Origin of the sequence: Sphingomonas sp. Root710 (assembly GCF_001429065.1) — a bacterium.
In the GTDB taxonomy this organism is placed as follows: domain Bacteria; phylum Pseudomonadota; class Alphaproteobacteria; order Sphingomonadales; family Sphingomonadaceae; genus Rhizorhabdus.
Genome location: NZ_LMIB01000012.1, coordinates 962,974 through 980,305 on the forward strand (window position 1 = coordinate 962,974; position 17,332 = coordinate 980,305).

General features: G+C 67.0%; 15 protein-coding genes. 1 reads left to right on the forward strand and 14 read right to left on the reverse strand.

Annotated elements, in window-relative coordinates:
* Window positions 1-71 precede the first annotated feature (71 nt).
* The 14 genes from ASE00_RS14445 to ASE00_RS14510 form a co-directional block, all read right to left on the reverse strand.
* On the reverse strand, window positions 72-2,474 hold the full coding sequence (locus tag ASE00_RS14445) for a hypothetical protein (protein ID WP_056381371.1): 2,403 nt from the start codon (window positions 2,472-2,474) through the stop codon (window positions 72-74).
* Window positions 2,475-2,532: 58 nt separating this feature from the next.
* Window positions 2,533-3,276 carry a YebC/PmpR family DNA-binding transcriptional regulator gene (locus ASE00_RS14450; RefSeq protein WP_056381373.1) on the reverse strand — a complete coding sequence of 248 codons (744 nt, stop codon included), beginning with the start codon at window positions 3,274-3,276 and terminating at the stop codon, window positions 2,533-2,535.
* A gap of 106 nt (window positions 3,277-3,382) precedes the next feature.
* Window positions 3,383-4,654 (reverse strand): dihydrolipoamide acetyltransferase family protein, encoded by a 1,272-nt coding sequence (locus tag ASE00_RS14455; RefSeq protein ID WP_056381375.1) that lies wholly within the window; start codon window positions 4,652-4,654, stop codon window positions 3,383-3,385.
* Between the two features lie 6 nt (window positions 4,655-4,660).
* Window positions 4,661-5,665 carry an alpha-ketoacid dehydrogenase subunit beta gene (locus ASE00_RS14460; RefSeq protein ID WP_056381739.1) on the reverse strand — a complete coding sequence of 335 codons (1,005 nt, stop codon included), beginning with the start codon at window positions 5,663-5,665 and terminating at the stop codon, window positions 4,661-4,663.
* Window positions 5,666-5,712: 47 nt separating this feature from the next.
* Window positions 5,713-6,972 (reverse strand): 3-methyl-2-oxobutanoate dehydrogenase (2-methylpropanoyl-transferring) subunit alpha, encoded by a 1,260-nt coding sequence (locus ASE00_RS14465; RefSeq protein ID WP_056381378.1) that lies wholly within the window; start codon window positions 6,970-6,972, stop codon window positions 5,713-5,715.
* A 162-nt stretch (window positions 6,973-7,134) separates the two neighbouring features.
* Window positions 7,135-8,568 carry an ATP-binding protein gene (locus ASE00_RS14470; RefSeq protein ID WP_056381379.1) on the reverse strand — a complete coding sequence of 478 codons (1,434 nt, stop codon included), beginning with the start codon at window positions 8,566-8,568 and terminating at the stop codon, window positions 7,135-7,137.
* Window positions 8,568-9,275 carry a response regulator gene (locus ASE00_RS14475; protein WP_056381381.1) on the reverse strand — a complete coding sequence of 236 codons (708 nt, stop codon included), beginning with the start codon at window positions 9,273-9,275 and terminating at the stop codon, window positions 8,568-8,570. Before ASE00_RS14475 ends, ASE00_RS14470 begins: the two co-directional genes overlap by 1 nt.
* Window positions 9,272-9,964 (reverse strand): EF-hand domain-containing protein, encoded by a 693-nt coding sequence (locus tag ASE00_RS14480; protein WP_056381383.1) that lies wholly within the window; start codon window positions 9,962-9,964, stop codon window positions 9,272-9,274. The genes ASE00_RS14475 and ASE00_RS14480 overlap by 4 nt, the downstream gene beginning before the upstream one ends.
* Window positions 9,961-11,169: an ABC transporter permease gene (locus ASE00_RS14485; protein WP_056381385.1), complete on the reverse strand. Its 1,209-nt coding sequence runs from the start codon at window positions 11,167-11,169 to the stop codon at window positions 9,961-9,963. Before ASE00_RS14485 ends, ASE00_RS14480 begins: the two co-directional genes overlap by 4 nt.
* On the reverse strand, window positions 11,169-11,897 hold the full coding sequence (locus ASE00_RS14490; RefSeq protein ID WP_056381740.1) for an ABC transporter ATP-binding protein: 729 nt from the start codon (window positions 11,895-11,897) through the stop codon (window positions 11,169-11,171). Before ASE00_RS14490 ends, ASE00_RS14485 begins: the two co-directional genes overlap by 1 nt.
* On the reverse strand, window positions 11,887-13,299 hold the full coding sequence (locus ASE00_RS14495) for an efflux RND transporter periplasmic adaptor subunit (protein WP_056381387.1): 1,413 nt from the start codon (window positions 13,297-13,299) through the stop codon (window positions 11,887-11,889). Before ASE00_RS14495 ends, ASE00_RS14490 begins: the two co-directional genes overlap by 11 nt.
* Window positions 13,299-14,807, reverse strand: a complete 1,509-nt coding sequence (locus ASE00_RS14500; RefSeq protein WP_056381389.1) for an efflux transporter outer membrane subunit — start codon at window positions 14,805-14,807, stop codon at window positions 13,299-13,301. Before ASE00_RS14500 ends, ASE00_RS14495 begins: the two co-directional genes overlap by 1 nt.
* Window positions 14,808-14,975: 168 nt before the next feature.
* Window positions 14,976-15,818 (reverse strand): OmpA family protein, encoded by an 843-nt coding sequence (locus ASE00_RS14505; protein ID WP_156405432.1) that lies wholly within the window; start codon window positions 15,816-15,818, stop codon window positions 14,976-14,978.
* A 24-nt stretch (window positions 15,819-15,842) separates the two neighbouring features.
* The gene (locus ASE00_RS14510) at window positions 15,843-16,184 is read right to left on the reverse strand and encodes a DUF4398 domain-containing protein (RefSeq protein ID WP_056381392.1); all 342 of its coding nucleotides are present in this window, start codon (window positions 16,182-16,184) and stop codon (window positions 15,843-15,845) included.
* A gap of 137 nt (window positions 16,185-16,321) precedes the next feature.
* Between ASE00_RS14510 and ASE00_RS14515 the strand changes: the two genes are divergently transcribed.
* Complete coding sequence (locus ASE00_RS14515) at window positions 16,322-17,296, forward strand: retroviral-like aspartic protease family protein (RefSeq protein ID WP_056381393.1); 975 nt, start codon at window positions 16,322-16,324, stop codon at window positions 17,294-17,296.
* Window positions 17,297-17,332 lie beyond the last annotated feature (36 nt).

Here is a 17,332-nt window from a genome sequence, read left to right on the forward strand (position 1 = left end):
ATCACATGTTCTCTTTCGCGCAGGCGAGACGATTTGTGAAGTGAAAAGCGGTGAGACCCGATCAGCCGCCCCTAGGCAGGCAGTTTCGTCGCCTTCGCCCAGGTGCCGACACGGTCCTGCACCTGCCAGAAGGCATCGCGGGCGACGCGGCCGGTTTCGGACAGCAGTGCCGCGTCGAGCCGCGCGGCGGCATCGGGCAGATCGAGGCCGGGCTCCACCCGCCCGAATATCGCGGTGAGCGGGTCCTTGCCGGCGAAGGCGTCGGACATAGAACGGACGGCCTTCAGCGCATCCGGACTGCCGACCAGAGACTTGGTACCGTCGCTGCCCAGCACGTTGCGCGGCAGCGCCATGTGGAGCCCGCGCCATTTGTAGAGCAGGGTCCGGTTGCGCGACAGTTGCGCCATCAGCCGCTCATGCGCCCGCCCGGCGCCGATGATGCTGACCGCCACCGCGCGCTCGGCGAGGCGCACATAAGCGGTGGTCAGCAGCTTGCCGCGGATCGCCGCCGAGCTGCTGCCGCTGGTCGCGCCGAGATTGCCGCGGAACTGGAAATAATCCGATGGGTAGAGGATCTCGGCCAGCGGCGCGATCGAGATCAGCATGATGCTGAGCAGATCGCCGGCGGCCTGCGCATGGTCCAGCGCGCCGAACTGATCGCCCGCGTCGAGCGCCTCTTCGACCGACAACCAGCGCCGCAGCACCGTCGGCACGATCAGCTCGGGCAGCTGATGGAGCAGGCAGAACTGGTTGATATGGGTCGGCCTGTTCATCGCCAGCCCAGCCGCTGCCGCCGCGACGCAATCGAGATGCGCCGCAACAATGTCAGCGGGGAGATCGGCAGGGGGAAGCAGACCGAGGCTGTCCTCCTGGGCCAGGAGGATGCTGTTCTTGGTGCGATGGAAGAGCAGCGCATCCGCCGCGCCGCCGGCATCGATCGCTGCGATCGCGGGGAACCCCGCTTCGTCGAAATGCGCGAGGAGCACGCTGCTCAGCGCATCGAGCGCGGGCGGGAACGGCGACGCCGGAACATCGGCATCGCCAGACCGGATGGGCGGCGGCGGCGGCGCATAGACGGCGATGTCATGCTTCAGGCGCAGCAGCCGCTCGATCCACTTAAGCCGGCTCGCGGCGCCGTCGATCCGGCCCGCCTCGACATCGCGGCGGGTCCAATCGCACAGTTCCGCCAGATTGGCGTCGCAGAAGCGCGCGAGGATGAAGAACAGATAGCGGGCATGGGCGTCGTCGGTCAGCGCGCCGGGAATGCTGTCGAGGATCAGCGTCACCAGCCGGACGCTGTGCAGCGTGTCATAAGTGTCGGCAACCTGTCCGTCCTCGGACGTCGCCAGCGCGTCGCGTAGACGATGCTCCTTGTGGCAACCGTCGCCAACCTCTGCCACGCTGAGCGACGGCCCGGCATCGGCCACCGCCAGTGCAGGGGACGAAACCGCCGCGATCTGCGCCGGAACGTCGGCGGGCAGCGACGGTTGGCGCACCGTTACCCAGCGGCTCGAATCCCGCAGCAGATCGACCAGGGCGGCCTTGATGCGCGCGGTCCGCTCGCTCCACAGATCAGGCTGCAGCTTGATGTCGACCAGGATGTTCATCGTGGCGTTGGCTTCGAAGACCAGCACGGTGCCGTCGCTGCGCACAGCGCAATCGATCCCGAAATAATCGAGGCCGAGCCGGGCGTAGATGGCGTCGAGCGCGGGCCTGATCCGGGGCGCGAGGTCCGTGTCGAACGTGTCGATGATCCCGCGCTCCTGCGCGATCGTCCGATCGTCCCAGATCCGGCTGGACGCGTGGAGGTTCCAGCCCGGCCCCATGATCACGCTTTTGATGAACGGCTCCCCGCCGACCATGACGAGGCGATAGCGCCGGTAGAGCCCGTCCTCATCGGCGAAATCGTAAAACTCGGTGATGTAGAGATCCCGGCCCGGCGACACCGACATGGCGAGCTCGAGCTCGCAATCGGGACCGTCGATGCGGACCAGTGTCTTGCCGCCGTGTTCGCCCGCCGAGCGCACCAGCACCGGATAGCGCAGCCCGCCGGCCTCGATCGCCCGGACGATGTCACGACCGGTGACGGCGCGGCAGCGCACCACCTTTGGCACGACCAGCCCGTCGATCCCCTGCAGGTTGCGGCTTACCTGGTCGCGCGTGCTTGCGATGATCCGGTCGGGATGGTTGAACCAGGGCCGCGGGAATTTAGCGGCATTGGCGCTGGCGATGCGCAGCGCGGCGGCGCACATGTCGGGATCGGCGATATAGTTGACGATGGGCCCCGGCCCCAGTTGCGCCTTGCGGTGCCTGCCCGGCCCGACCCATATCTGGTTCCAGGCGATCTCTTCGCCCATCTGGACCAGGAAGCTGGCCGTGCCTTCATAGGCAAGCCGGAAAGGAGGCCCGGTCTCGACGAGATGGACCTTGCCATCGTCCGGCAGCCCGCGAATCAGATTGAGAGGTTCGACCACATGGATGTTACTAGGGCGAAACTGCCTTTACATCCATATTGGTTGAAATGCGCAATGATCAGCCGAGCTTGGCCATGACCTCATCGGGCACGTCGTAATTGCCCCAGACGGTCTGGACGTCGTCATCGTCGTCGAGCGCGTCGATCAGCTTGAGGAGCTTGGCAGCATCCTCTTCGCCGACGGTCACCATCGTCTGCGGACGCCAGGCGAGCTTCGCGCCTTCGGGTTCACCGAGGACCGGCTCGAGCGCCTTGGCGACTTCGTGGAGGGCGTCCTGCGCGGTCCAGATCTCATGGCCGTCCTCGGACGAGCTGACGTCCTCGGCACCTGCTTCGAGCGCGGCCTCGAAAACCTTCTCGGCGTCGCCGGCCGCGGCGCCGTAGCTGATCAGGCCCAGCCGGTCGAAACCATGGCTGACCGATCCGCCCGCACCGAGATTGCCGCCATTTTTCGACACCGCGGTGCGAACGTTGGTCGCGGTGCGGTTGCGGTTGTCGGTCAGGCTCTCGATGATCAGCGCGACGCCGCCCGGGCCGAAGCCTTCATAGCGAACCTCTTCGTAATTCGAGCCGTCATTGGCCGACGCCTTGTTGATCGAGCGCTCGATATTGTCCTTGGGCAGGCCTTCCTTGCGCGCGGTGATCACCGCCTGGCGCAGACGCGCGTTCATCGCCGGATCAGGCAACCCCATCCGCGCCGCGACGGTGATTTCGCGGCTGAGCTTGGAGAAGAGCGCCGAGCGCTTCTTATCCTGTGCACCCTTGCGGTGCATGATGTTCTTGAATTTGCTATGACCGGCCATTGCCGCCCTATCCTGAATCTGCCGTTGAGTGGCGCGCTCTCTAGCCTTGCAGGACACATCTGTGCAACCCACCGCTCACCCCGAAGGGGGCTGAGCGGTGGGGTAATCAGTCGACGAACAGCAGCGCGGGCGTCTCGACCAGACGCTTAAGGGCCTGGACGAAGCTGGCGGCGTCCCAGCCGTCGACGACGCGGTGGTCGCAGCTGATCGACAGGTTCATGAGCTTGGCGGCGACGATGTTGCCATCCTTGTCGAACACCGGCCGCTCGACGACCTTGTTCGGCCCGATGATCGCGACCTCGGGACGGTTGATGACCGGCGTCGTCGCGATCCCGCCCAAGGGGCCGAGCGAGGTGATCGTCAGCGTCGAACCGGACAATTCCTGCGAGGTCGCCCTGCCGGTGCGCGCAGCCTCGGCGAGGCGGACGATCTCGGCGGCGAGCTGCCAGATGTTGCGGTCCTGCGCATCGCGGATCACCGGCACCATCAGCCCAGCGTCGGTCTGCGCCGCCATGCCCAGATGGACCGCGCCCGAGCGGGTGACGATCCCGGCCTCGTCGTCATAGCGCGCATTGATCATCGGGAATTGCGGAATGACCTTGCAGATCGCGGTGATCAGCAGCGGCAGCATGGTCAGCTTGGGCTTGGCTCCGCGCGTCGCGTTCAGATCGGCGCGCAGTTCCTCCAGCTTGGTGACGTCGATCTCCTCGACATAGGTGAAGTGCGGGATGGCGCGCTTCGACGCCGACATATTCTCGGCGATGCGGCGGCGCATGCCGATCACCTTGACCTGCTCGTCAGCGCGCTTGCCGCCGGCGGGGCGGTAACCGCCGCCGCTATTATAGCTCAGAAAGGCATCGAGATCGGCATGGCGCACCCGGCCGTCCTCGGCGGTCTTCACGTCGGCGAGATCGATGCCCAAGTCCTTCGCCCGCTGGCGCACCGCGGGCGAGGCGAGGACGCGCTTGTGATCGTCGGTCTTCGCGATGGGTACGGGGGCGGGAGCAGGCTCGGGCTTGCGTTCGGGCTCCGCCTCGACGACCGGCTCGGGTACCGGATCGGGCTTCACCACCTGCGCCGCCTCATTAGGCGCAACCTCGACCGCTGGCGTCGGCTCCGGCGCGGGCGCCGCATCGCCCTCCACCTCGAACTCGGCGAGGATCGAGCCGATCGCGATCATCTCGCCCGCCTCGCCCGCAATCTTCACCACCTTGCCCGCGACCGGCGAGGTCATCTCGACGGTCGCCTTGTCGGTCATCACGTCCGCCAGCGGCGCGTCCTCCTCGACCACATCGCCTACCGCGACATGCCAGGCGACGATCTCCGCCTCCGCAATGCCTTCGCCGATGTCGGGGAGTTTGAAGCTGTAAATGCCCATCTCGGATCAATCCTGCATCACGCGCTTGAGCGCTTCGGTCAGCCGCACCGGGCCGGGGAAATAAGCCCATTCGAGGCTATGGGGATAGGGCGTGTCCCAACCGGTCACGCGCTGCACCGGAGCTTCCAGCGAATGGAAGCAATGTTCCTGGACGAGCGCCGACAGCTCGGCACCAAAGCCCCCGGTCTTGGTCGCTTCATGGACGACCAGGCAGCGGCCGGTCTTCTTCACCGAAGCGACGATTGTCTCGATATCGAGCGGCACCAGCGTGCGAAGATCGATCAGCTCCGCGTCCACCCCCGTTTCGGCGATCACGCCCTGGGCGACATGGACCATCGTGCCATAGCTGAGCACGGTGACGTCGTTCCCCTCCCGGACCACCCGGGCCTTGCCGAGCGGCACCTTATAGTAGCCCTCGGGCACCGCGCTTTCGGGAAACTTGCTCCAGGGCGAAACCGGGCGATCATGATGGCCGTCGAACGGGCCGTTATAGATGCGCTTGGGTTCGAAGAAGATGACCGGGTCGTTATCCTCGATCGCGGCGATCAGCAGCCCCTTTGCATCATAGGGGTTGGACGGGATCACCGTTTTGAGGCCCGATACATGGGTGAACAGCGCCTCGGGCGACTGGCTGTGCGTCTGCCCGCCGAAAATGCCGCCGCCGAACGGCGTCCGCACCGTGATCGGTGCTGTAAATTCCGCAGCCGAGCGATAGCGCAACCGCGCCGCCTCGGAGACCAGCTGGTCAAGGCCCGGATAGATATAGTCGGCGAACTGGATCTCCGGCACCGGCCGCAGGCCATAGGTTGCCATCCCGACAGCCACGCCGATGATGCCGTTCTCGCTGATCGGGGTGTCGAAGACGCGGGTCTTGCCGAACTTCTTCTGCAGCCCCTCGGTCGCCTTGAAGACGCCGCCGAAATAGCCGACGTCCTCACCCAGCACGACGATCTTGTCGTCGCGGGCCATCGCCGCGTCGAGCGCCGAGTTGATCGCCTGGATCATGTTCATGGTGCGGGTCTCGCCCGCAGCTTCGCTCATCGCTTCCGCCGTCATGCTCATATCCCCGCCGCCTTGCGCTCAGCCATCATCTCCCGCTGCTGTTCGCGCAGATGCCAGGGCATCTCTTCGAAGACATCCTCGAACATGCTGTCGAAGGAGAGTTTGAGGCCATCGTGAAGCAGGCCGTTCTTCTCCGCCTCCTTCTGCGCAGCGCGAACCTTCTCGGCGACTTCCTTGTCCATCGCCGCATGCCGCTCCTCGTCCCAGATGCCGAGACCGATCACATGCTGCTTGAGCCGCGCGATAGGATCTCCAAGCGGCCACTTGCTGCTTTCGTCGGCCGAGCGGTATTTGCTGGGATCGTCGGAGGTCGAATGGCCTTCGGCACGATAGGTGAAATGCTCGATCAGGGTTGGCCCATGGTTGCCCCGCGCCCTGTCCGCAGCCCATTGGGTGGCGGCATAGACCGCGAGCGCGTCATTGCCGTCGACGCGCAAGCCGGCGATGCCGTAACCCACTGCGCGCGCCGCGAAAGTCGTCGCCTCGGCGCCCGCGAAACCGGAAAAGGAGGAGATTGCCCACTGGTTGTTGATCACGTTCATGATCACCGGCGCGCGATAGACCGAGGCAAAGGTCATCGCAGAGTGGAAGTCGCCCTCCGCCGTCGAACCCTCGCCGCACCATACCGCCGAAATGCGGGTGTCACCGCGCGCCGCGCTCGCCATGGCCCAGCCCACCGCCTGCGGATATTGCGTGGTCAGGTTGCCCGAGATCGAGAAGAAATTAGCGTCCTTGACCGAATACATGATCGGCAGCTGGCGCCCCTTCAGCCGATCGGCGCTGTTCGAATAGATCTGGTTGATCATGTCGACGAGCGACCAGTCGCGGGCGATCAGCAGGCCCTGCTGACGGTAACTGGGGAACAGCATGTCGTCATAATCGAGCGCATGCGCCGCGGCGACCGAAGTCGCCTCCTCGCCGAGGCACTTCATGTAGAAGCTTGTCTTGCCCTGGCGCTGGGCGCGATAGAGCCGGTCGTCAAAGGCGCGGGTCAGCGCCATGCTGCGCAACATCTTGAGCAGGGTTTCGGGAGCGAGCCGCGGATCCCAGGGGCCCTGGGCCCTGCCCTCGTCGTCGAGCACCCGAACCATCGCATAAGGCATATCGCGTATGCCGGCGGGCTGGACATCGATCGCGGGCCGGGCGACCGCCCCCGCGACGGGCATTTCGAACGCGCTATAGTCGGCCTCGTCGCCCGGCCTGAAGGCAGGCTCGGGAATATGGAGCGACAAGGGCGGCAGGTTGCGGCCGGACATAGCTCATCCTCTGCGTCAAAATGGTCAGTAATGCTGACCCTTATTATTCGTATAGCCCGTTGGAATAAAATTACAACAGCCTTGTGAGTCGTCCAAGCGGGACGTGCTGGACCGACGCCGCGCGGGCGGCTTTTCTCCGTTTCGTAAGCGGGAGAGCAAAGTCTAGAAGCGGATCGGCAGGCGGCAGATCGCGACGAGCCCGCCACCGGTTCGATTCGCCAGGACGAGGCTGCCGCCATGTTCCTGGGCGATGGCGCGAGCGATGCTGAGGCCGAGGCCGATGCCGCCCGTAGCGCGGTTGCGCGAAGGCTCGCCACGCTCGAATGGGCGGAACATCGCCTCCAGCGCGGCGGCGGGAAGCCCCGGCCCGCTATCGGCGATCCGCACCTCCGCCTCGTCGCCCGCGCGGGTGAGGCTGATCTCGACCCCGCCGCCATAGGCGACGCCATTGTCGATCAGGTTCTGGAACAGCCGGCGCAGCGCCATCGGATCGCCCGACACCTCGATCGGCTCGACCGCGCCAAGCACCGCCTTGCGGCCGATCTCCCGTTCATTGCCGACGAGGTCGTCGAGCAGACGGCCGAGCGCGACCGGCTCGACCACGCTGATGCTGCCGGTGTCACGGACGAAGGAGATGGTCGCGGCGATCATCGCGCGCATCTGCTCGATATCGGCCTGAACCCTCTCGCGAATGTCGTCGGGTGCGCCTTCGATACGGAAGGCGATCCGCGCGAGCGGGGTACGCAGGTCGTGCGCGATCGCGCCGATCATGTTGGTGCGCTCGGCGAGATAGGCCGACAGACGCTGCTGCATCCGATTGAGCGCGTGCGCGGTGACGCGCAGCTCGGCGGGTCCCTCTTCGGTGATCTGCGGTGCCTGTGGGTTGGCGCCGAGCCGGTCGGCAGCGTCGGCGATGCGCCGGATCGGCCGGGCGAGGGCGCGCGCGAAAATCCAGGCGAAGGGGATCATCACCAGCACACTGAGCCCGAACAGAACCAGGATACGCTTCTGCCAGGGCGCGATCCATGCGCGCGGCGGCGTCCGCACCACCCGCCAGCCGCCATCGGTGCGCAGGCCTGCCACGACCGTATCGAAGAAGATCGGTTCGCCCCGGCGGACGATCACGCGCCGCTCGTCACGCGACCGGAAGGGCATGTTGCTGCGCTGATCGGGCTCGAAATAGAGCCGGACATCGTCGGCCGGCACACCGATCCGCGCCGCCAGCCGTTCGCTGAACGCCCCCGAGCTGATCATTTCGCCTTCGGCGCGCGGTTCGGCGGGACGCTCGACGATGGTCAACCGCCGTTCGCGCTCGCGCTCCTCGGCATCTCCCCCGTCGCGCTCATAGCGCCGCGTTCGCCGGGCATGGCTGCCGTGCGGATTCACGCTATCCCAATAGCGTTCGCGCGGCAGCTTGCGGCCCGACAGCGCCTCGGCAATGTCCGACAGGCTGTTGAAGTCGGGACGCGGCGGCGGCGCAGTCAGGAACAGGCCGACCGTCACGACGAACACCACGGCGACGCTGGCGAGCAGCAGCAGCAGCGTCTGCCAGAAGATCGACAGCCCGCCCCAGCGCACCCCGCCCCCCGGCGCCATCACTCGCCCTCGACGCGCAGGGTGAACATATAACCTTCGTTGCGGATCGTCCGGATCGGATCGTCGGGGCCAAGCTTCTTGCGCAGCCGGCTGATCGTCACGTCGATCGCGCGGTCGAACACCTCACTGTCGATGCCCTTGCCCGCTTCGATCAGCTGGTCGCGGCTGAGCACGCGCTGGGGCCGATCGAGAAAGGCGGCGAGGACGCGGAACTCGGCATCGGTGAGCGGCGCGGGCGCGGCGTCGATGCGGCGCACTTCGCGCTGGACGATGTCGAGCGACCATTGCCCGAAGCGGCGGACTGCGCCGGCCGAGGCGATCGCCGCGCTTTCCTCGCCCCGGCGGCGCAGCACTGCACGGATGCGGGCGAGCAGCTCGCGCGGGTTGCACGGCTTGGGCAGATAATCGTCGGCGCCGACCTCCAGACCGATGATCCGGTCGGTATCCTCGCCCATCGCCGACAACATGATCACCGCCGGGCCGCCAGGCTTGCGCACCCGACGCAGGATCGACAGCCCGTCCTCGCCCGGCATCATCAGGTCGAGGACGATCAGGTCGGGCCGCTCAGCAGCGATCCGCGCGTCCATCTCCGCGCCATCGGCGGCGCTTTCGACGCGCAGGCCATTGGCGCGCAGGAAATCGGTGATCAGGGTGCGCAGCTCGGCATCGTCGTCGACGACGAGGATCGCGGGGTTGCCGAGGCTCATCGGCGGCGCTCCTTCGCCTGCTCGCGGACGCGGGCGAGGCAGGCTTCGTTGGCGGCAAGCTGCGCCGGGGTCTTGGGCAGCGAGGCGAAGAGCAGCGTCTTGGCCTGGCTGCTGTCGAGCTCGCGAAAACGCTCGGCTGCCGCCGCGCGGAACTCGGCGGCACTGATCGCACGGTTCACGTCGCTGTCCGCCGCCACCACCGGATGCGGAATGTTGAGGAAGGCATAGCGCCCCGCCCCCATCGCGCCGTCATAGGCCGGAACGCCCGGCTTGCGCTTCGCCGCCTTGCGCCGCTCGGCCCGCTCCTCCTGACGCGCCTTACGGTCGCCCTCGGCATCGGGATCGCGGCGGCGCTGGTAGAGGCGGATCTCGGGCACCTCATCCTCATAGGCATGGACCTCGTCGGGCAGCAGCTCGCCGCTGCGATCCTGATCCAGCCGCGCGAAGAAGCGATCGGCGTCGAGCATCATCTCGCCGATCGTCAGTTTGCCGTCATGATCGCGGTCGGCCTGATCGAACCAGCGCTTCACCGGATCGTCGCTGTCACCCTTCGGCCGGAAGGGCTCGCCGATCGGCGAGACGAACAGCTGCGGCTTCACCGGCTCCGGGCAGATGGCCGGGGGCTGATCGGCCTTCTTCGCGGCGAGCGGCGCGGACAAGGCCGCCAGGAGGAGCAAAGCCTGTCTCATTCGTGCCGCAGCGCCTCGATCGGGTTGAGCGACGCCGCACGGCGCGCCGGGAAATAGCCGAATACCACCCCGATCATCGCCGAGAAGAAGAAGGCGAGCAGGTTGATCTGCGGATCGAAGATGAAAGGCACCTGCAGCACCGGCGCCAGGATGATCGTCGAGACCAGCGCGAGGAAAAGTCCGAGCAGCCCGCCGAGGCAGGATAACGTCACCGCTTCGACAAGGAACTGCAGCAGCACCTCGCGCGCGACGGCGCCGATGGCGAGACGGATGCCGATCTCGCGCGTCCGCTCGGTCACCGACACGAGCATGATGTTCATGATGCCGATGCCGCCGACCAGCAGGCTGACCGCCGCGACCGCGCCGAGCAGCGATGTGAGGATCTGGGTCGTCCCCGACAGCGTATCGGAAATCTGTTTGGTGTCGAAGATGTTGAAATCGTCATCGGCCTCGCTGGTGAGGTGGCGGCGTTCGCGCAGCAATTTGCGTAGCGAGGACTGGACCGCCTGGGTGTCATAGGCATCGTCGACCGAGACCATGATCATGCGGACGTCACGGTTGCCGGTCATCCGCCGCTGCACCGCCTTGTAGGGCATCAGCACGATATCGTCCTGATCATTGCCGAAGCCGCCCTGCCCCTTGGCGGCGAGCGTGCCGATGATCTCGCACGAGATATTCTTGATCCGGAAGCGCTTGCCGACCGGATCGGTCCCCCGGAACAGCCGGCTGCGCACGGTGTTGCCGATGATGCAGACCGCCTTGCCAGCCTGTTCCTCGGCGGCGCTGAACTCGCGCCCGCCGGTGAAGGTCCAGGGCTGCGCCACGAAATATTCGCGGTTGGTGCCGTTGACCGTCGTCGACCAGTTGGCGGCGTTGTAGACGGCGGTGCCGGTCGACTGGACCAGCGGGGCAACCGCGGTCACGCCGACGATCTGGGTCCGGATCGCGTCGAGATCCTCGATCTTGAAATCGGGCGGCTGCGGCCCGCCGCCGCCGCGCCCGAAGCCCTGGCCGGGGCGGACCTGAAGCACGTTCGAGCCGAGGCTGGAGATCTGCTGCTTCACCGCCGCGGTCGCGCCATTGCCCAGCGTCACCATGGTCACCACGGCCCACACCCCGATGACGATGCCGAGAATCGTCAGGAAGGAGCGCAGCAGGTGCCGCCGTATCTCGCGCACCGCGAGAAGGAAGGTGGTGCCGTACATCAGGCCTTCACCCCGGCCCCGCCGGTCTGCTCGATCCGCTCGACCAGCCCGTCGCGGAAATGGATGATCGTGCGGGCATAGGCCGCCATGTCGGCCTCGTGCGTCACCATGAGCACGGTGATGCCGCTGTTGCGGTTGAGGTCGGTCAGCAGCTCCATGATCTCGATCGACCGTTCGGTGTCGAGATTGCCGGTCGGCTCATCGGCGAGCAGCACATCGGGATGGGTGACGATCGCACGTGCGATCGCGACGCGCTGCTGCTGACCGCCCGACAATTCGGCGGGGCTATGGTCCCACCAGTCGGCGAGGCCGACCTTGTCGAGCGCAGCCATCGCCAGCTCGTGACGGCGCGCCTTCTCCTCGCCGCGATAGACGAGCGGCAGCTCGACATTCTCCAGCGCAGTGGTGCGCGCGAGCAGGTTGAAGCCCTGGAAGACAAAGCCGAGATAGCGGCGGCGCAACAGCGCGCGCTGATCGCGTTCGAGCTTCTCGACATGATGGCCCCGGAACAGGAACTCGCCATCGGTCGGCACGTCGAGACAGCCGAGGATGTTCATCGTGGTCGACTTGCCCGATCCCGACGGCCCCATCACCGCGACGAAATCGCCCCGCGCGATATCGAGGTCGACGCCTTTCAGCGCCGAGAAGGCCGTCGCCCCCTCACCGAAGACCTTGGTGACGCCGCGCAGCGAGATCAGCGTTTCGACGGAGGCGGCCTCACTGGGCATTGCGCCGCTGCCCACCACCCTGACCGCCACCGCCGGAACCGCCGCCCGAACCACCACCCTGGCCATCGGCGGCATATTGGCCGGTCACGACCTGTGCGCCTTCGGCCAGCTTGCCGCCGGTCACTTCGGCCTGGCTGCCATTGCTCTCGCCCACGGTGATCTCGACCGGCTCGGGCTTGCTACCGCTATCGGCGACGACATAGACGGTCTGCTTGCTGCCGCGCCCGATCGACGCCTCGCGATCGGCGCGGTTGCCGCCGCGCCGCATGGGCCGGGGCGCGAGCACGCTGGTCAGGCCGCCGCCGCTCGCCGCCGCCTTGCGATCGGGCGAGAAGCGCAGCGCCGCGACCGGCACGAGCAGGACATTCTTCTTCTCGGTGGTGATGATGTCGGCGGTCGCGGTCATGCCGGGGCGCAGCACGCCCTGCGCATTCGAGACGGTCAGCCGCGCGGTATAGGCGACGACACCGCTGGTCGTGGCGCTGGCCGTGCTGCCGGAACTCGCCGTACCGCTGCTCGTCGCATTGGCGCCGACGTCGACCCGCTCGATCATCGCGGGAAAGGTGCGGCCGGGGAAGGCGTCGACGGTAAAGGTCGCCTTCTGGCCCTTCTTCACCTGGCCGACATCGGCCTCATCGACCTTCACCTCGAGCCGCATCTGGCGCAGATCCTCGGCAATGGTGAACAGCACCGGCGCATTGAGCGAGGCGGCCACGGTCTGTCCCGGCTCGATCGAGCGCGAGAGCACCTGGCCGTTGACCGGCGACTTGATGAAAGCCTTGGACAAAGCGGTCTCCGCTGACGACAGTGTTGCGCGCGCCTGATCGACCGTGGCCCTGGCGGTCGAAACGCCGGCCGCCGCCCGGGCGGCATCCGCACGGGCGACGTCGAGTTCGGTCGCGGACGGCACCTTGCCGCCCGACAATCGCCAGACGCTCTCCTGTCGTCGCAGGGTCGCCCGCGCCTGCATCGCGGTCGCCTCCGCCTGATCGACCCCGGCAAGCGCGGAGGCGAGCCCGGCCCGCGCCTGGTTCACCGAGTCCTGCAGGCGCGACGGATCGAGCTTGGCTAGCAGCTGGCCCTTCGAGACCCGATCATTATTGTCGACATAGACTTCGACAACCGTGCCCGACTGTTCGGAACCGACCTCGACCTGATTGGTCGGCGCGAGATTGCCGGTGGCCGAGACGACGACGGTCAGGTCGCCGCGCTCGACCGGGCGGGTCGCATAGGCGGCCTTGTCGTCACCGCCCCAGATCAGCCGCCACAGGATGATCAGCACCACGACGACCGCGAGGCCGATGCCGATGCGACGGAACAGCGCCGCGCGCGGCGAGCTCGGCTCGACGCCGAGAAATTCGTCGAGATCCTGCTCGGGCTGTTTTTCAGGTTCGGTCTTCATCAGCGTTTCGTTCCGGGTTTGGGGGCGCTGCCGCCTTCGTAGGGGCCGGGCGCGGGAATCGGCGCATTCTGCCACCCCCCGCCCAGGGCCTTGTAGAGCTGGATCGTCGCGCTGGCCCGCGCCGCTCGGGCGGCGGCGGTCGCGTCCTGGCTGGACAACAGGCTGCGCTCGCTGTCGAGCAGCGACTGGAAATCGATCAGGCCCGAACGATATTGCAGCCTGGCGTAGCGCGCCGCGTTGTTGGCGGCCTCGTAGCTCACCGTCAGGTCTGCCTCGCGGCGTTCGGCGACCTCGCGGGCCTTGAGCGCGTTCTCGGCCTCTTCGAGTGCGGTCAGAACTGAGAGGCGATAGGCATCATAGGCGGCGTCGGTCGCGGCGCGCTGGCCGAGGATCGCGGCGCGGATCTGGCCGCCCTCGAAAATTGGCGCGGTGATCCCGGCAACCAGCCCGCCGATCCCGCTGCTGATCACGTCGCCCACCGAAGTCGCGGAGCCGGCGAAGGAGCCCGAGAGCCGGAGCGCGGGATAAAGCTGCGCGGTCTGCACGCCGATCCGCGCGCTTTCGGCGGCGAGGCTGCGTTCGGCGCTGGCGACATCGGGCCGGCGCTCGATCACCTGCGCCGGGATCGGCGCGCCAACGCCGGGCGCGAGCGGGATCGAGGCGGGCGGATCGATGAGCGCCGTCACCGCGCCGGGCGCCTCGCCGAGCAGCACCGCGATATGGTTGACGGCGCTGTTGTAATCATTCTCGATCGTCGGGATCGACGCGGCGGTCTGCGCGCGCAGTTGCCGCGCCTGTTCATAGTCGAGGCTGGAGACCAGCCCGGCCTGCCGCCGCCAGCCGACGATCTGCAAAGTGTCGTCCTGCGACGACAGATTCTCGCGGGCGATGCGCAGGCGGATCTGCGCCAGCCGCGCCTGGACATAGTTGAGCCCGACCTCCGAGGCGATGCTCGCCTGGGTGAAGCGCAGGTCCGCCTCGCGCGCTTCCGCCGTCGCGCGGGCGGCCTGTATCGAACGGCGGATACCGCCGAACAGATCGGCCTCCCACGCCACGTCGAACCCTGCGCGATAGACAGTGGTGTCGCCCCCGGTGCCGATCGGCTGACCGGTGGTGGAATCGATCCGTGTGCCGCTGTCCGCGCCGATGCTGCGCGATGCCGATGCCGAGACACCGGCGCTGGGCAGAGCCTGCCCCTGGGTGCCCCGCAACGTCGCGCGCGCCTGGCGCAGGCGGGCGGCGGCGGCGCTGACGTCGAGATTGCCCGCGAAGGCGCGATCGATCAAATTCGTGAGGACCGGATCCTCGAAACTCTCCCACCAGCGGGCGAGATCGGCGATGTCCTGCTCTGCCGCGATCGTCGCCGAAGCCTGGAACTGATCGGGAATCTTGAGCGCGACGGTGCTGGGCGGCCGATAATCGGGCCCGGCATTGCAGGCGGCCAGCGTCAGCAGCCCCACGAAGAGGCCGGGGCGCGACAGGCTGGCAAGGCGACCGTCAAACTTCATGCCGCCGCTCTACCGTCCTTTCATGTCCCATGATTTCAGCGCTGAAACGCACATGTCGCACCGCACATAATCGCCGTTGTTGCTTCACCGCAACAAGCGGAACGGCAAAACGCCCGCCCGCAAAGACAGCGAACGGGCGCTTTGCGCGCTTATGCGGGGCGACGCCCGTCAGTTCAGCGCGGCGAACGACGCGGCCTGCTGACCGACCAGCGTCACTTCGACGCGGCGGTTCTGCTGGCGGCCCGCGTCGATCTTGTTGTCGGCGACGGGCTGGCTTTCGCCATGACCGATGGCCGTAATACGCTCAGGGGCGACACCCATGCCGCTCAGCGCTGTGCGCACAGCCTGGGCACGCGCCTCCGAGAGCTGCTGGTTATAGGCGTCCGCCCCCTGCGAATCGGTGTGCCCGTCGATCCGCACCTTCACGGCGGGGTTGGCCTGAAGATATTGCGCGAGCGGCTGGAGCCGCTGGGCCGCACCTGCCTTCAGATCGGCCTTGCCGGTCTCGAACACCACGTCCTGAAGGACGAGGGTGGCACCCAGCTGGGTCTGCTTGAGCTGATAGTCGCGCATCTCGGCCTTGAGGCGCGCGGCCTCGGCCTGGGCAGCAGCGGCGTCGGCCTGCGCGCTGGCGGCGGTGGCCTGCGCATCCGCCAGCTTCTCATTGGTGCGCGCCGCGGCCTGCGCCTTGGCTTGCTCGACGTCCTGCTTGAGCATCGCGATCTTCGCGCGGGTCCGCGCGGTTTCGATCAGCGCGTCGATCTCTCCGGCGACCGCCTCGGCCTGACCCGACTTGTCGTTGTCGAGCTTCTTGTCGAGCTTGGCGATGCGGTCCGACGCGCGGTCGAGATAGACCGCGCCATATTCGGCGACGCCGGGTTCGGCGCGAGCGACCGCGATCTTCTCACGATATTGATCGGTGACCAGCTTGTCGGTCTTGTCGGCATGGGCCGGCGCGGTGACGCCCGCGAGCGCGGTGGCGGCCGCAAGGGTCAGCATGAGCTTCTTCATCATATATCTCCTCGGGGGCCCGGATCAGTTCACGGCCACTTTCGACCGCTCAGCTTCGAGCGCGCGCAGTTCGGCGGTGGCGGCGGCAAGGTCGGCCAGCGCGTCGGCTTCCTGAGCCAGCACCCGGGCGTGACGGTCCTCGTCCTTGCGGAACTTGGCATTGGCTTCTTCAAGGGTGGTCCGGCTGCGGTTCAGCACGTCGCCGGCATTACCGCCGACGCCGGCCTTTTCCGCCGCATCGAGCTTGGCCTTCGCCGCCGCAATGGCGACGCGGGCATCGTCCTCGTCACCAGCGACCGCCGCGCTGGGCACGGCAATCGCCGACAGGCTCGCCGCGGCGAGCCCGATCATAAGCAGATTTTTCATGTCTTCACTCTCCGCACACTTATGGACGGTCCTACAAACCGGCTTGCGCGGGGCTGGTTCCGTGCCCGAGACAACGTTGGCGATTGTGGGGAGCCGAGCAAAAGCGTATTCAAGGCCTTAAAAGCTGGGAGAGGCCGATGCGCGCGTTGCTGTCGATCCATCACCGGGCGAAGGCCTTCGCCGCGATCGGCCTGCTTGCCTGCGCCGCTCATGCCACCACCCCCGAAACCACCGACCCCAATCAGGTGCAGGGCGGCAGCGATCTCAGCGCGCGCCTGACCGTGCCGGTGACCATCAACGGCGGCGGACCCTATCATTTCGTCGTCGACACCGGGGCTGAGCGAACCGTGCTCTCGCGCGAACTCGCGCAGCGGCTGACGCTCGCCCCCGCGCGGCCAGTGACGCTGCTGAGCATAGCCGGCAGCGATCAGGTGGACACCGCGATGGTCGGCGAGCTGCAGCTGACCGCCAAGGGCAACCGCATGTCCGACCTGGAAGCCCCGCTGCTCGCCGAATATAATCTCGGCGCGGTCGGAATGCTCGGCATCGACAGCCTGCAGACCAAGAAGGTCGTTCTTGATTTCCGAAAAATGCGGATGTCGATCAGCGACGCACCGCGCAAGGCTTGGAGCGACGACGACGAGATTGTCGTCACCGCACGCCGCCGCCTCGGCCAGCTGATCATGGTCGATGCCGAGGCCGAGGGGCAGAAGATCGCCGTCATCATCGACACGGGATCGGCGGTCTCGATCGGCAACCCGGCATTGCGCGCACGGCTGACGCAGCGCGGTAAGATCGGCAGGTCGGTGCCGATCAGCATCACCAGCGTCACCGGCGGGCAGACCCCCGCCGACTACAGCTCCATCAGGAATATCCGGATCGGCGGCGCGCATCTGCTCAACATGCCGATCGCCTTCGCCGATCCGCAGATCTTCCACCGGCTCGGGCTGGAGCGGAAACCCGCGCTGCTGCTCGGCATGGATGCGCTCAGGATGTTCGACCGGGTCTCGATCGACTTTGCCAACCGCGACGTCCGCTTCGTCCTGCCCGGCAGTGCCTGGCAGGCACAACCGCCGCAACTGGCGGGCGGCTTCGTCCAGCGGCGCGGCTGACGGCGCTGGACGCCGCGCAAGACGCCGTTAAGCTCA

Excerpts from the sequence above, each read along its gene's own strand:
- ASE00_RS14450 (WP_056381373.1), bottom strand. The coding sequence starts at position 3,276 with ATGGCCGGTCATAGCAAATTCAAGAACATCATGCACCGCAAGGGTGCA.
- ASE00_RS14455 (WP_056381375.1), bottom strand. The coding sequence starts at position 4,654 with ATGGGCATTTACAGCTTCAAACTCCCCGACATCGGCGAAGGCATTGCG.
- ASE00_RS14460 (WP_056381739.1), bottom strand. The coding sequence starts at position 5,665 with ATGAACATGATCCAGGCGATCAACTCGGCGCTCGACGCGGCGATGGCC.
- ASE00_RS14465 (WP_056381378.1), bottom strand. The coding sequence starts at position 6,972 with ATGTCCGGCCGCAACCTGCCGCCCTTGTCGCTCCATATTCCCGAGCCT.
- ASE00_RS14470 (WP_056381379.1), bottom strand. The coding sequence starts at position 8,568 with ATGGCGCCGGGGGGCGGGGTGCGCTGGGGCGGGCTGTCGATCTTCTGG.
- ASE00_RS14475 (WP_056381381.1), bottom strand. The coding sequence starts at position 9,275 with ATGAGCCTCGGCAACCCCGCGATCCTCGTCGTCGACGACGATGCCGAG.
- ASE00_RS14480 (WP_056381383.1), bottom strand. The coding sequence starts at position 9,964 with ATGAGACAGGCTTTGCTCCTCCTGGCGGCCTTGTCCGCGCCGCTCGCC.
- ASE00_RS14485 (WP_056381385.1), bottom strand. The coding sequence starts at position 11,169 with ATGTACGGCACCACCTTCCTTCTCGCGGTGCGCGAGATACGGCGGCAC.
- ASE00_RS14490 (WP_056381740.1), bottom strand. The coding sequence starts at position 11,897 with ATGCCCAGTGAGGCCGCCTCCGTCGAAACGCTGATCTCGCTGCGCGGC.
- ASE00_RS14495 (WP_056381387.1), bottom strand. The coding sequence starts at position 13,299 with ATGAAGACCGAACCTGAAAAACAGCCCGAGCAGGATCTCGACGAATTT.
- ASE00_RS14500 (WP_056381389.1), bottom strand. The coding sequence starts at position 14,807 with ATGAAGTTTGACGGTCGCCTTGCCAGCCTGTCGCGCCCCGGCCTCTTC.
- ASE00_RS14505 (WP_156405432.1), bottom strand. The coding sequence starts at position 15,818 with ATGAAGAAGCTCATGCTGACCCTTGCGGCCGCCACCGCGCTCGCGGGC.
- ASE00_RS14510 (WP_056381392.1), bottom strand. The coding sequence starts at position 16,184 with ATGAAAAATCTGCTTATGATCGGGCTCGCCGCGGCGAGCCTGTCGGCG.
- ASE00_RS14515 (WP_056381393.1), top strand. The coding sequence starts at position 16,322 with ATGCGCGCGTTGCTGTCGATCCATCACCGGGCGAAGGCCTTCGCCGCG.